Raw genomic sequence first — 13,415 nt, forward strand, 5'->3', positions numbered from 1 at the left:
GCGGACCATCACGTCGACCTCCGGCCGAGATTGCGCACGAGGAGCTGGGTCGAGCCGGCGAGCCCCCCCGCCAACAGGAGGGCGAACAGGCCGTAAGTCCCCGCATGGAGCGAGAACCATCCCGCCGCGATCCGGCGCAGGTTGAACGGCGAGGTCGCGACGGTGGCGACGTAGCGCGGCGCGTCGTCGAGGCGGCTCGCGACGGTGCCGTCCGAGGCCGAGAGCACGGCCTGCCGGCCCTGCGGACTGTTCCAGACACGGGGGTGAACGAGGCAATCCACGGCCTCGCGCAGGGCGGCGGCGCTCGGCGCGGTGACGAGGGTGAGGAGATCGTCGGGTGCCGGCCCGGTCACGGCCTGGGTCAGGACGGCCGAGGCGCCGCCGAGGTCGGCTCCTAAGTCGGTTCCGTCCTGCGCCGGCACGGGGACGGCCACCGCCGGGGAGGCCGGCGCCGCACGGCAGGCCGCGACGGCGTCGTGGCGCAGGGCGCGACGCTGCGCGGTCACTCCCCCGGTCTGCGCCGCCAGGGTTTCCCGGCCCGTCCAGGCTTCGCGGACGGCCTGCGGATCGAGACCGGCGGCCGTTACGGTGCGCGCGTCGAGGCGGGGGGCCGGCGAGACCACCAGGGTCGGACCGGTGATCGCGGTGCGGCCCGCTGCGAAGCGGAAGGACAGGGCGTGCCCGGCCGCGTGACCGAGACGGGCCGCGAGGGTCGCCGCCGCCGCCATGGTGTCGCGATCGGGCGCCGGCACGCTGAGGGTCGGGCGCCGCGACGCCTCGGCGTAGGGAAAGCCAGCGCTCAAGGTGGCCGCGAGATCGGGCTGGCGGACGACGCGGGCGAGGGCGGGCACGGTCAGGCGAGTGCTGGCGAGGAGGGCGAGGCGCTCGGGCGCGGCGGCCGTGTCGGCCGGGCAGGACCGGTCGGCGTCGCGCGGCAGCTCGGCGGCGAGGATGATGCGGTTGAGGCCGGGGCGCAGGAGGCGCAGGGGCAGGAACAGGCTCCGGCGGCGAAAGCTCTCGCCGCCGGAGCGGGCGAGGGGGGCGCTGCCGGCGCGGCTGCCATTGATCTCCACGAAGATCTGCGCACCCGGGGCGAGGCCGGCGGCGTAGCGGCCGTCGAGGTCGAGGATCAGGCGGTCGTAATCCGCGACCAGAACGTCGTGCGGCAGGAGGAGATCGAAGCCGATGCGGTGGGAGCGGGCGGCGATATGCGCGTCGGCGAAACCGAGCTCGGCCAGCGTGACGCTCTCGCCACCCGCGATGCGGCGACCGCCGGCATCGGCCAGGGCCCGCAGGCCCGTCGGCGTGCCCAGAGGGGTCGCGGTGCGGAGGCCGGCCAGGGCCGCGAGGCTCTCCCCGACCTGCGCGTCGTCCGCGCCGGTCGCGACGAGGACGGGTCGGCGTTCGGCCGTCGCGGGGAGCACGGCGAGGCGCGGCCCCGTGACCGGGCCGAGGCCGGCGAGATCGAGGGTCCCGGCGAGGGCGTCCGAAGATCCGACCGCGAGGGCGATCCCGTCGCCGGAGCCCGGCACCGGGCCGAAATCGGCGGCGGGTTGCGCGAAGCGCCCGGCCAGGACGACGTCCTGCAGGGCCCCGAGCAGGCGCTCGACCCCGCGCTCGGAGAGGCGGTCGCCGGTCTGGAGCAGCCGGATCGGCAGGGCGCCGTCGGCCGACACGGCGGCGGCGGCGAGGTCGGCCGGTTTCGTGAGGGCCGAGGCGTCGGAGAGGAAGCCGGTGCTGTCGGGATCGATCTGGGTCCAGAGTTCGTAGGTGGCCGCGACGGAACAGTCGACGCGGTGGCGCTGAGTCACCGCGACCCGCACCGCGTTGTAGCCGGGCGCGAGCGCCCCCGGCGCCACATCGAAGCCCACACGGCGCAGGCCCTTCGCGCCGTCGATGGCCGTCGCGCCGAGGGCTTGGCCGTTCAGCGTTACCGCGAGGGTCGAGGCCTCGGGCAGGACCGAAATCGCCGCGAGATAACCGATCTGGATGCGGCCGCCGGCCCGGGCCTCGGCCTCGGTGACGAACAGCGTCCAGGTGATCTCGCCGTTTTCGCCCCAGAGGCGCAGGGGTGCGGCGACCGAGTGAAACCGGCGCAGGGTCGGTGGCACGGGAGCGAGGGGCCGGGTCCGTAACTCGACTTCGCCACGCGTGGCATCTTCACCCTGCGGCAGAACCAGGGGGGCGATGGGGCCAAGCCCGGAAAAGGTCTGGGCTGCCGCGCCCGCGGCATAGAGCAGGCCGGCGACGAGGGCCGGAAGAGGCAGGATGCGCATCGGGCGACCTCAGGCGGCGCTGCGGAATGCGGCGCCGCGCATGCGCGGGTCGCGATGGGCCGGGCGGATCTTCGCCTCGGGAACGGTCGCCGGGTCCTGCGCGACCGGCACCTCCGCCGTGTCGGCGCCGATCCCCTCGGCCGCCGCGAGGGCGAGAACACTGGCCTTCCATAGGGCGGGATCGAGGACGATCCCGGTCGCGTTGGCCACGGGCGCTTCGCTCAGGAGCTCGCGCATCACCGCCTGAGAGGCTTCAGCCGTCATAGGCGGGATCGAGGCGCCGGCCACGGGTTCCGGCACGGCGGGCGCCTCCGGAACAGTGACGGGCTTCTGCGGCACGGGTATCGCCTCGACGGTGTGCGACACCGCGTCGAACGTGAGGGCAGTCGCGCTCACCGGAATCGGCCGGACACTCTCGGCCGGCGGCAGGATGACGGCGGGCGCCTTGGACTCGACCACACCGTCCGCAATCGGCTCGGCACGCCGGGCGGCACTTGTGGCGCGGGCAAGCTGTCCGAAGGCCCGGACGGGCTCGGTCACGCCCCAGGCGAGGAACCGGAGCGAGCCCGCGAGCAGGGACTTATGGCGGTGGCGCCCCGCGAGGAACGCCCGCAGCGGCGCGGCGTCGCCGTACATGAGGTCGGCCAGCGCCCGGTAGGTGGCGGGCGTCATCGCCGCGAACACGACCCGGCCGGTGTCGCCGCGCGCCTCGGCACACGCGCGGATGGCGAACGGCGCGAACACCCGGCCGTCGGGGAGCGGCGTCAGGGTGAGCGTGGCGCGGTCGCCCCCGTCGTCCGGCCAGGGCGTGCCGTCGAAACGGCGCAGGGTGCAGCCCTCCGACGAGACGCGCTCGACGGCGACGGCGAAGTAGAGGCTCCCCATCGACACCCGGCCGAAGCGCGCGACCGGCAGGCTCGGGCACCGCTCGGACAGGCGGCGCTCGGCGACGACGCCGAGGGCGACGCCGGCGATCACGAGGTTGAACAGGCACCACAGGCCCACCACCAGCATCAGGCTCGTGACGCCCGGCTCGTAGAGGTAGCGCCACGCGGCCGTGGCACAGCCGGCGGCGAGGGCCCCGAAGATCGCGAAGAACGGCCAGGCCAGGGGCGAGAGCTGGTCGGTTTCGAGGACGGTGCCCTTGGCCGTGACGTTGAAGCGCGGCTTGCGCGGCGAGATCAGCACCGCGACGATGGAGCGGGCGAGATAGACGCCCTGAACGTATTCGTACAATTCCGAGATCCAGGGCCAGCGCACCCGGCCGTAGAGGTAGTTCTGGATCATCAGGTTCGCGACGACGTAGGTCGCGGTGAAGGCCAGGACCTCGTCGATGGACGAGACGAAGATCTTCACGTCGAAGAAGATGTGCAGCAAGGGCGCCAGCATGAAGATCAGGCGCGGCAGGGGAAAGAACCAGTAGGCCATGCTCGACAGGTAGGCGAGGCGCTGGATCGGCTGGAGCCCGGCCTTGGTCAGAGGGTTCTTCAGGAGCAGGATCTGGAACATGCCCTGACACCAGCGGGCCCGCTGACCGATGAAGGCCGCGAAAGTCTCAGGCTGCAGGCCGGCGATGAGGGGCTTGTCGACGAAGGCGCTGGTCCAGCCGCGCGCGTGCAGCTCCAGGGCGGTCTCGCAATCCTCCGTGATGGTGATGCCGGAGAATCCGCCGACCTCTTCGAGGGCCGCGCGCCGCAAAAGGGCGGCCGAGCCGCAGAAGAACGAGCCGTTCCATTTGTCGAGGCCACGCTGGGTGATGGCGTAGAACATCTCGTTCTCGGACGGCATATGCGCGAAGGTGCGCAGATTGCGCTCGACGGGGTCCGGATTGAGGAAGACGTGCGGCGTCTGCACGAGGAACAGCTTCGGGTCGCCGGCGAACAGCCCGACGGTCTCGCGCAGGAAGGAGCGGAACGGCGCGTGGTCGGCATCGAGGACGAGGACGATCTCGGCGCGCGAGGCCGTCAACCCGTTGTTGAGGTTGCCCGCCTTGGCATTCGCGTTGCGAGCCCGCGTGAGGTAGCGGGCACCGAGATCCCGGCAGAGGGCCTGCAGTTCGGCGCGCCGCGCCCTGGCGGCTCCGGCCTTCGCGGGGTCGGCCTCGGCGCATTTCTCGTCGGTGCCGCCGTCGTCGAGGAGCCACACGGTGAGCTTGTCGGCCGGGTAGTCGAGGTTCAGGGCCGCCGCCAGAGTGACGGCGAGGATGTCGGATCCCTCGTTGTAGCTCGGCACGAGCACGTCGACGGCCGGCAGCTCGGCCTCGGGCGGCACGGGCGCAGGCGCCCGCGCCAGGGGGTCGGCGTTGATGATCAGGCTGAGGGAGAGGATCAGCACGCAGTAGAGTTCGGCCGAGGCCAGAACCAGGCCGAGGCCGAAACTAACGGGATCGTCGAGGCCCGGCAGGGTGCCGCTCAGGCGCCAGTAGACGTAGCGGACGACGACGAGGCTGCCGAGGGCAAGGAAGGCCGTGCGCGGCAGGCCGTGCTTGGGGCAGCACAGCCATAGGCCGACCATGCCGGCTCCGGCCATGCCGGAGAGGGCGAGCTGCGCCGTCGTGCCGACGGGCTGGACGAGGAAGCCGAGGGCCAGAGCCGCCGAGACGGCCCAGGCAATCCAGATCAGGCCCATAACCAGCCCCTTGGCCGCGCGAAGCGGGCGCGACGCGGCGGGGGCCACCGGGGCACCGTCGAGAACGGGCAGGCCCATGCGCCTAGAATCCCGTCCGGAGATCGACGGTGGCATACGCGCCACCCTTGCGGGCCTGATCGTGGAGGTAGCCGGCCGAGACGCCGAACTGGACCGCGCCGAACTGCATCCCGCTGAGGTGCAGGCCGGTCCGCCACTGGCGATAGTAATCGTCGCCCAGGATCGCGAATTCGGGACCGAAATAGCCGCCAGCGACACTCGCGACCCCGCCGCGCACCCGGCCGTAATAGGCGTTGAAGGTTGTCGCATAGGTGCCGGTGGCGTGCACCATCGTGAAGGCCGTGGGCCGCGCGTAGAGATCGAGGGCCGCCTTGAGGCCGACCCGCGTGCTCTCGGCCGAGAGGCTGTCATCGAGGCGCGAGACCTCGTTGCGGCGGATGTTCAAACCGACGAAGCCCGAGAGCACGGCGTCGGGCATCACCCAGGCGTAGCCCGCCAGGGCGGCGATCTCGGCCTGCTCGCCGAGGCCGTTGCGACCCGTGCGATACGAGCCGATCAGCCCGTCGAGGCGCACGCGCGGGCCGCTGACGAGGAGGTTGTCGGCCGGCGCCGCCGTCGCCGTGGCGCCGGCGAACTGCGATCCTTGCGAGCTGATCGTCGTCGAGGCGTCGACGGCGACGATCCAGGCGTCCCGCTCGGCCGGCGCGACGGCACCGGTGTACCAATCGGCGGCGCGCGCGGCGGGGGCGACGCAGGCGGCCAGGGCCGCCGCGAAGCAGGTGGAACTGCGGAACATGTCGATACGCCACGAGACTTGTGATGGCGGGACGATCAGGCTGGTAGCCTTAAGGAGACCTTGCCGGGTTCGAGACCATCCAAAGGATCGGCGACCTAGGCCATCCGGCCTCGGGTGGTACGTCGCGGCTCGGTCGGGACGGCGAAACGGGTCCGAACGACCGGCTCCGGCTCGCGATCGGCGGCCCGCCGGCAGCGGGTTCACTTTGGGCGACCCGGTGCGACGGGACTTCGGCCAGAGACGCCTGAGTGTCTCTCACAAAACGCCCGCCGCGCTGTCGCATGCGGAGCAAGAACCGGCAGCGACCGGGAGTTTTGTGAGCACTCTTAGGCCGAACGGCCTAGGCCTTCGCCAGGACACGCGACCCGGCGACGGCCGCTGCCGCCCGGTTGGCGACACCGAGGGCGCGCAGGAGGGCCGCGACATGCACCTTCACGGTTCCCTCACCGAGATCGAGGCTGCGGGCGATCTCCTTGTTCGAGCGACCCTCCACGATGAGCGCGAGGACCTCCCGCTGGCGTCGGGTCAACGCCGTTCCGGCGGTTTCATCGGCCTCGGGCCGGGGCATCGCCGCGCCGGCCGGCGTCGATCCCTCGGCGAGGAAGGCCGGCACGAAGATGTTGCCGGCGAGGATGGAGCCCAGGGCCTTCACCAGTTCGGCCGCCCCGAAGGTCTTGGGCACGTAGCCGTGGCTGCCGGCGGCCAACGCCGTGAGGATGTCGCCGCGATCCGTCGAGGCGGAGACGATGGCGGTCTTCACGCCGGGAAAACATTCCCGCACGGCCCCGAGGGACGCGGCGCCGGCCATGCCCGGCATGCGCAGGTCGAACAGGGCGAGGGCCGCCTCCGGCCGCTCGGCGAGGGCGGCGAGGGCCTCGTCGAGGGAGCCGGTCTCCACGACCCGCGCGAAGCCCAGATGACGCGTGAGCAGCGCCGACACGGCCATGCGGAAGAACTCGTCGTCGTCGGCGATGACGGCGACGAGCCCGCCGGGTTGCGCGGGGTCGTTGGAATCCATGAATGTCATCGCGGCGTCGAGGCCTGTTATCCGACGGCTCGGCCGGCCGGCCTCGTCGGCTCCTCCATAGTCGCGATGAGGCGCCGCGTCTCCAGGGACGCAGCGCTCGCATAGGCCCGGCACCGTTCGAGGGCCGCGTCGAATCCGCCCCGGCCGTCGCGCCCGATGCGCGCTTCCGCATGCGCGTCGAGGGCGGCGCAGGCCGTGCTGAGGTCCGAGAAGCCGATGAGCCCGGAGGCGGCGGCGAGGGCATGGGCCTGGCGCCGCAGGGTCTCGCGCGCCTCCGGGGTCTCCGGCGCCGCCCCGAAACTGTCGCCGATGAGGGCGGACAGGCGCGTCAGGAGCGCGAGGGCGGCCTGAGCCGGCATAAGGTCGCGGAAGGCCCCGTAGCGGGCCCGGTCGAGGGTCGGCTCGGCCATCCCGTCGGCGTCCGGCACCGGATCGGCATCGGGCAGCCAGCGGGCGATGACGGCGTGGAGATCGGCGTTCGTGAACGGCTTGCCGAGGTGGTCGTCGAGGCCGGCCTCGCGGAACGCCGCCACCTGCGCGGGCAGGACGTTCGCGGTCATCGCCACGATGGGCACGCGGGCGCCCGCGCCCGGAAGGCAGCGGATGAGGCGCGTCGCCATGAGCCCGTCGAGGCCCGGCATCTGGATATCCATGAGGACGACATCGTAGGCCTTCGCTTCGACGGCCCTCACGGCGGCGAACCCGTTCTCGGCAAGATCGACGGAATGCCCGGCCGACCGCAGCATGATGCTGGCGAGCTCGCGATTGATGTCGATGTCCTCCACGAGCAGGATGCGCGCCGGCTTCACGGTCGCCGGCCGCGAGGGCGGGGCGGTCGCCCCGTCGACATTCCCCGCCTTCGGCAGGGTGAGTCTGACCCAGAAGGTCGATCCGCGACCCGGCGCCGAGCGCACCCCGATCTCGCCGCCCATGCGTTCGACGAGGCGCTTGCTGATGGCGAGACCGAGGCCGGCGCCCCCCGCGCCGCGCCGGATCGAACTGTCGACCTGATAGAAGCGCTCGAACAAGCGTTCCTGATGATCGTCCGCGATGCCGATGCCGGTATCGGTGACGCTGATGAGAAGGCCCTCGCCCGAGGGCGTACGGCCCTGGTGGCGCAGGGTAAGGGTGATGCTGCCGCGCGGCGTGAACTTCACGGCGTTGTTGAGGAGGTTGAGCAGCACCTGCTGCAGGCGGGCCTCGTCGCAGACGAGATGGGCGGGGATGTCGGGATCGACCCGCGCGGTGATGTCGAGGTCCTTGCCGGAGGCCGAGGCGCTGACGATGGCGAGACAGCCGTCGACGAGGGGCTGCACCGCGAAGGGCTTCGGATCGAGGGTCACCACGCCGGCCTCGACGGAGGAGAAGTCGAGGATGTCGTTGACGATGCCGAGGAGGTTCGCACCGGACGCCCGCACGAGTTCGGCGTAGCGGCGCAGGTCGCCGTCGAGGCGGTCCGAGCCGGCGAGCAGACCGGCAAAGCCGATCACGGCGTTCAGGGGCGTGCGCAGTTCGTGGCTCATGGCCGAGAGGAACTCGGTCTTGGCCGCGTTGGCGCGTTCGGCCGACAGGCGCGCCGCCTCGGCCTCGCCCTTGGCCTCGATGAGCGCGGTTTCGGCGGCCTTGCGCGCGGAGATATCGAGGTTCAGCCCGATGATGCGGTGCGCCACGCCGGCCTCGTCGTGGCAGGGGCGGCCGATCGCCTGGAGCCAGCGGACCTCGCCGCCGGCGAGGCGCACCCGGAACGCGATGTCGAACGTCGCGGCGCGGGCGACCGCCTCGCGCACGGCGCGCAGAGTCGGCACCCGGTCCGCCGGATGGACCCGGCGCATCCAGTCGCGGATCTCGACGATGGCGGGCCGGTCGCCGGGCAGGCCGTGCAGGCTCGCGCTCGCGGGCGACAGGACCATGGCACGGTCGGCGAACCGTACGTCGAACAACCCCGCCCCGGCGGCTTCCTGGGACAGCCGCAGCAGGGCGCTGGCGTCCTCGAGGGCACGGCGGTCCCTGACCATGCCCTCGATGTCAACGGCGGAACTCAGCCAGCCGACCAGTTCGCCGTCCGCGATGAGGGGCTTGAAGGTGAGTTGATGCCAAAGCCCGCGGCCGTCGCCACGCCGCAGCCGCGCCTCGCAGGTGCTGCCAGCCGTGCGCGCGCGGTCCATGGCTCGGCCGACCAGGGGCCGGTCGTCGCGATGGCAGCGGGCGAGGGCGACACCATGACAGGCGCGCGCGTCGCCGAAATAGGCTTGGAAAGCCTCGTTGGTGTAGATGGCCTCGCCCGTATCCGCGCGCTCCACCCAGACGAGTGCCGGCAACGCGTCCGCCACCAGACGGTAAAGTTCACCCGGCTTCGGCGCGTCGTTCCGGGGGCTTGTCGGGGTCGAATTGGGGTGATTCAGGTCGGATTGCGCGGAGATCTGCACAGACTACCTGCTTTCGATTTCGTTTCCAGCCATCGCGACGTTCGGTTTTTTCGAACTACCCTCATCGATTAAATTTTTTCGGGTTCCACGATCAAGATTTATCGATATATCGGCCAAGAATTTTAGACGGACCGTAGCCCTGCGAAGATGATGAAACCGTTAAATCGTTGGTCACGACACGGCAACGTCACGATCTACGCGCTCGACCGACTTCCCCAGGCCAAACCTTCGCGATGACGTCTGATGCGGAGTTCCCCGGACGGCCGCCTCCGGAAAACCGGCGCCGCCACAGGCGCCTGCCCGTGACGGTGTCGGCGCGCGTGGTTCACGCCGGCACCACGCACCGGACTGATATCCTGGACGTGAGCGACGACGGGATGCTGCTGGCGGCCGTCGAGGGGCTCGTCGCCGTAACGGACCAGATCGTCGACGTCCATTCGTCCGCCCTGGGCCGCGTGCGGGCGAAAGTTGTCGGCGTCAGCCGCAGCGGCATCCACGTTCAGCTCGAAAGCTTTCCGCCGGGCTACGCGGCGGCCGTCGAGAGGCTCTTCGCACTGACGCGCACGTGGATCCCGTGACGCGACGGGCACGAACATGGGATGTGACCGCATGCTGACTGCGGCGGTCGGGATGGGGTTGGTCTCACGCGAATGGGACCACCATCTCGAAGTGGAGGCCGCGCCCGTCGAGGGTGCGCCGGAAACGTCCCCGCAGGCTGCGCTCGATGGTCTGCTGAAGGAGGCGTGAGCCGAACCCGCTGCCTTCGGTCTTCGAGGCGTCGGGCGGGGCAGTGCCTTCCTCCCAGATGAGCCGCAAGTCGCTGCCCTCCAGGTAGCCCTGCAATCGAAGGGCTCCGGTGCCCGACAGGGCTCCATGCTTGGCCGAGTTGGTGGCGAGTTCGTGGAAGATCATGGCGAAGTCGTTGACGTGACCGGGCGCCGTGGAGGCGTTCTCATCGATGTCGATGACGATGTTGGCACCGTGCCGGTAGGGCGCCAGGATGCGCTCGGCGAGGTCGCGGAGCCTCACGTTGCCCTGTTCGAGCGTGTGCGACCGGGTCGCGAGGGCGGTCGCCTCGTGCAGGACGCCGAAGCGGCGGGACAGATCCTCGACGAAGGTCGGCGTGGATTTGGCCTCCCGCGCGACGATGGCCGTGAGGGCGCGGGCGACGGCGAACATGTTCGAGACGCGGTGTTGAAGTTCCGCCGTCAAGAGGTGCTCTGCATCCTCCGCCCGCTTGCGGTCGGTGATATCGAGGAAGATCGCCTGGACCCACTCGCCGACCTGACCGGCATCGCCACCGACGCCGCGCGCCGAGACCCAGCGGGCATCCGGACCGGTACCGATGCGGAAATCGAAGCTGTACGGTTGGGGGTCGGTGGCGCTCGCCTCCCAGTCAAGTTCCATTCCGGGCCGGTCCTCCGGATGCACCTTGGCGAACAGGTCGTCGATGGAGACGACGGACTCGGGTGTGTCCCAGAACGTGCGGCAGAGGCCGTCGAGCTGGGCCAGACGACGCGTGGGCGACCATGCCCACAGGGCAACCCCGCCCCGATGGATGGTGTCCGTGAAGCTCTCCAGCGTCCACGTATATGCGGTCGAAGTCATGTCCTGGGGCATGCGTTCTCTAAATCGCTGTCAGGGCCGGGACGATTCCGACGCCTCTCCGCCGAACCGCGCCGGACTCGGCCCGAGGCCGGGTGGCGCGCGCGGATTCGAGCACCGTCGTTCGCAATGAACCGGACGAGAGGGGCCCGGACGGACGAATAAACGCCTGCAGAAGCGTTCGGCTCCGGCATTCGGGACCGCGTCGCACTTCTCTTGCGAATGCCTCGGGGGGGCCCGTCCTGCGGGAAACGCTCAGGCGGGCAGGACCACCACCTTCGTCTTGACCGGGGTCTGGGCGTAGAGGTGGATCATGTCCTGACTGAGCAGGCCTACGCAGCCACTGGTGATGCCGCTGCCGATGGTGTCGGGCTCGCTGCTCGCGTAGATCGTATAGAGCGTATAGGCGCCGTTCTGGTAGAGATGGAGGGTGCGTGCGCCGAGGGGGTTGTCGAGGCCGCCCGGCATGCCGCGCGCGTATTTTGCGGCCTCGGGCTGACGGCGGATCATTTCCTTCGGCGGCGTCCAGGTCGCCCATTCGGACTTGCGACCGACATAGGCGTCGCCGCTCCACAGAAACCCGTCGCGGCCGACATTCGCGCCGTAGCGGGTGGCCGTGCCGTCGCCCTCGACGCGGTAGACGTAGAAGTTGCGCGGATCGACCACGATGGTACCGGCCGCCGCCTTGGTCTCATAGGCGACCGTGCGGCGAAAGTACTTCGGGTCGACCTTGCTCACATCCGTCGCCGGAATCGGGAACTTCTCGTTGGGCATCGGCCCGTAGATCTTCGCCGCCTCGGCGCGCAGGGCGCCATCGGAATTGACGCAGCCGGCGAGCCCGAGGGCCCCGACACCGGCAGCCGAGCCGACCAGGAACGACCGGCGGCTGAGACGCTCCTCCCGAAAGTTGGGGGACGCGGCCCCGGTCATCCCAACGTAATCGACCCTGCCCTCGCCCCCGATCATGATCCCGGACCTTTCGCGTCTTGCGGCCCGATCAGCGAATGCTTCGGCCTCTACCGGCCGCGTGCACTAGGTGGTTGCGGCGGCCGGTCTCCTGATCGACCGACAAGCTTCGCTTTTGCGTCGAGAGTGTGGCGAAATCCGCCGCCTTCGACGCCGCGTCGAGAAACCCGATCGACGGGCAGACGTACCAGGACCGTCACGCCCACCCCGGTACGCCCTGCCGCCCGCTCGGTCAGGACAGGGGCGGCTGACCGTTCGACGCCGAGAGACCACCGTCGACGGGCAGGTTCACGCCGGTGACGAAGTGCGCATCCTCGCTCGCCAGGAAGGCGATGACCCCGGAGATGTCGTCGGGCTTCGCCCCGCGCCCCATGGGGATGCGCTCCTCGAACTTCGCCACGAGCTCGGGCTGATCCTGCATGCCGGCGGTGAAGGGTGTGTAGACGAGGGACGGGTTCACGGCATTCACCCGCACGCCGTTCTTCGCCTCGTCGAGGGCCACCGCGCGGGTAAAATTCGTCACCGCGCCCTTGGCGGCACAGTAGAAGCTGTGGTTCCAGTCGCCCCCGAGCCCCGACACGGACGAGACGTTGACGATGCAGCCGCCGCTCTGCCGCAGGTGGGGGAGGGCGAAGCGAGTCATGTAGAAGACCCCGTAGAGATCCGTCTCGATCACCGTCGAGAAATCGGCGATGTCGCCCGCATCGACCGCGCCGAGATGATCCTTGCCGGCGTTGTTGACGAGCACGTCGAGGCGCCCGAACCGGGCGATGGCGGCCTCGATGAGCCCCCGGCACTGGTCCGCGAGCGACAGGTCGACCACGTGCATCAGGGTATCAGCGGCCTCGATGGTCTCGGCGACCGCGTGCAGTCCGTCGGCGTTCTTGTCGGCGAGGACGAGACGTGCCCCCTCCCGGCCGAACCGGCGCGCCGCGGCCTCGCCGATTCCGGAAGCGGCGCCGGTCACCAGAATCACCTTGTTCGAAAAGCGTCCCATCGTTCTTCCTTCTCTATCGATGACCGTGCCGGAACCGGATCAGACGCTGCGCGCCTGGCCCGGATGGCGGCCCTCGGCGAATTCCTCGACGATCTTCGCGCAGAAGGCCGGCAGATCCTTCGGGGTGCGGCTGGTGACGAGGCCCTGGTCGGTCGCCACCTCCGCGTCGACCCAGCGGCCACCGGCATTCTCGATGTCGCGGCGGACCGTCGGATAGGAGGTGAGGGTGCGCCCCTTCACGACATCGGCTTCAACCAGGATCCAGGGGCCGTGGCAGATGACGCCGACCGGCTTGCCCTCCGCGAAGAACCCACGGACGAAATCCACGACGTCTTGACTCGCCCGGAGCTTGTCGGCCCCGACGCAGCCCCCCGGGACGACGAGGCCGTCGAAATCCGATGCCGAGACGTCCGCGATGGCCCGGTCCACCGCGTGGCGCCCGGCCGGGTCAAGGTCGTTGTTCACCGCCTCTGCTTCACCGGCCTCGAGGCCGATCACGGTGACGCTGGCACCGGCCGCGACCAGGGCCGCCTTCGGCTCGGTGAATTCCGGCTCCTCCGTTCCGCGCGGCGCGATGAGGATGGCGATCTTTCGGCCTTGCAGGCTCATGAGCTGACTCCCTTATCAAATATTGTTTCGTGACCGCCGGGGGCTTGTCGAACAGGCCGTCCCTTCT

The 13,415-nt window shown here is 70.4% G+C and carries 10 protein-coding genes; 1 reads left to right on the forward strand and 9 read right to left on the reverse strand.

Features of this window, described 5'->3' with window-relative positions; translation table 11 throughout:
• Nucleotides 1–8: 8 nt before the first annotated feature.
• From MFF01_RS18250 to MFF01_RS18270, 5 genes are all read right to left on the reverse strand, one after another.
• Nucleotides 9–2,276, reverse strand: a complete 2,268-nt coding sequence (locus MFF01_RS18250) for a cellulose biosynthesis cyclic di-GMP-binding regulatory protein BcsB (protein ID WP_238227582.1) — start codon at nucleotides 2,274–2,276, stop codon at nucleotides 9–11.
• Nucleotides 2,277–2,285: 9 nt separating this feature from the next.
• A complete protein-coding gene (gene bcsA / locus MFF01_RS18255) occupies nucleotides 2,286–4,904 on the reverse strand; it encodes a UDP-forming cellulose synthase catalytic subunit (protein ID WP_238227621.1) in 2,619 nt (872 codons plus the stop codon).
• A gap of 82 nt (nucleotides 4,905–4,986) precedes the next feature.
• Nucleotides 4,987–5,718, reverse strand: a complete 732-nt coding sequence (gene bcsS, locus MFF01_RS18260; protein WP_238227585.1) for a cellulose biosynthesis protein BcsS — start codon at nucleotides 5,716–5,718, stop codon at nucleotides 4,987–4,989.
• A gap of 340 nt (nucleotides 5,719–6,058) precedes the next feature.
• On the reverse strand, nucleotides 6,059–6,736 hold the full coding sequence (locus MFF01_RS18265) for a LuxR C-terminal-related transcriptional regulator (RefSeq protein ID WP_238227586.1): 678 nt from the start codon (nucleotides 6,734–6,736) through the stop codon (nucleotides 6,059–6,061).
• A gap of 26 nt (nucleotides 6,737–6,762) precedes the next feature.
• Nucleotides 6,763–9,075: a PAS domain-containing hybrid sensor histidine kinase/response regulator gene (locus MFF01_RS18270; RefSeq protein WP_238227587.1), complete on the reverse strand. Its 2,313-nt coding sequence runs from the start codon at nucleotides 9,073–9,075 to the stop codon at nucleotides 6,763–6,765.
• Between the two features lie 329 nt (nucleotides 9,076–9,404).
• Here MFF01_RS18270 and MFF01_RS18275 point away from each other — a divergent pair, with 329 nt between their 5' ends.
• Complete coding sequence (locus tag MFF01_RS18275; RefSeq protein ID WP_283207208.1) at nucleotides 9,405–9,749, forward strand: PilZ domain-containing protein; 345 nt, start codon at nucleotides 9,405–9,407, stop codon at nucleotides 9,747–9,749.
• Between the two features lie 64 nt (nucleotides 9,750–9,813).
• On the opposite strand, the gene MFF01_RS18280 is transcribed toward MFF01_RS18275, so the two are convergent.
• The 4 genes from MFF01_RS18280 to MFF01_RS18295 form a co-directional block, all read right to left on the reverse strand.
• Nucleotides 9,814–10,779, reverse strand: a complete 966-nt coding sequence (locus MFF01_RS18280) for a sensor histidine kinase (RefSeq protein WP_238227589.1) — start codon at nucleotides 10,777–10,779, stop codon at nucleotides 9,814–9,816.
• Nucleotides 10,780–11,031: 252 nt separating this feature from the next.
• Nucleotides 11,032–11,706: a L,D-transpeptidase gene (locus MFF01_RS18285; protein WP_238227590.1), complete on the reverse strand. Its 675-nt coding sequence runs from the start codon at nucleotides 11,704–11,706 to the stop codon at nucleotides 11,032–11,034.
• A gap of 268 nt (nucleotides 11,707–11,974) precedes the next feature.
• Nucleotides 11,975–12,739: a meso-2,3-butanediol dehydrogenase gene (gene budC, locus MFF01_RS18290; RefSeq protein WP_238227591.1), complete on the reverse strand. Its 765-nt coding sequence runs from the start codon at nucleotides 12,737–12,739 to the stop codon at nucleotides 11,975–11,977.
• A gap of 39 nt (nucleotides 12,740–12,778) precedes the next feature.
• Nucleotides 12,779–13,348 carry a type 1 glutamine amidotransferase domain-containing protein gene (locus tag MFF01_RS18295; protein WP_238227592.1) on the reverse strand — a complete coding sequence of 190 codons (570 nt, stop codon included), beginning with the start codon at nucleotides 13,346–13,348 and terminating at the stop codon, nucleotides 12,779–12,781.
• Nucleotides 13,349–13,415 lie beyond the last annotated feature (67 nt).

The sequence above is a fragment of the Methylobacterium adhaesivum genome, from assembly GCF_022179065.1.
Classification (GTDB): Bacteria; Pseudomonadota; Alphaproteobacteria; order Rhizobiales; family Beijerinckiaceae; genus Methylobacterium; species Methylobacterium adhaesivum.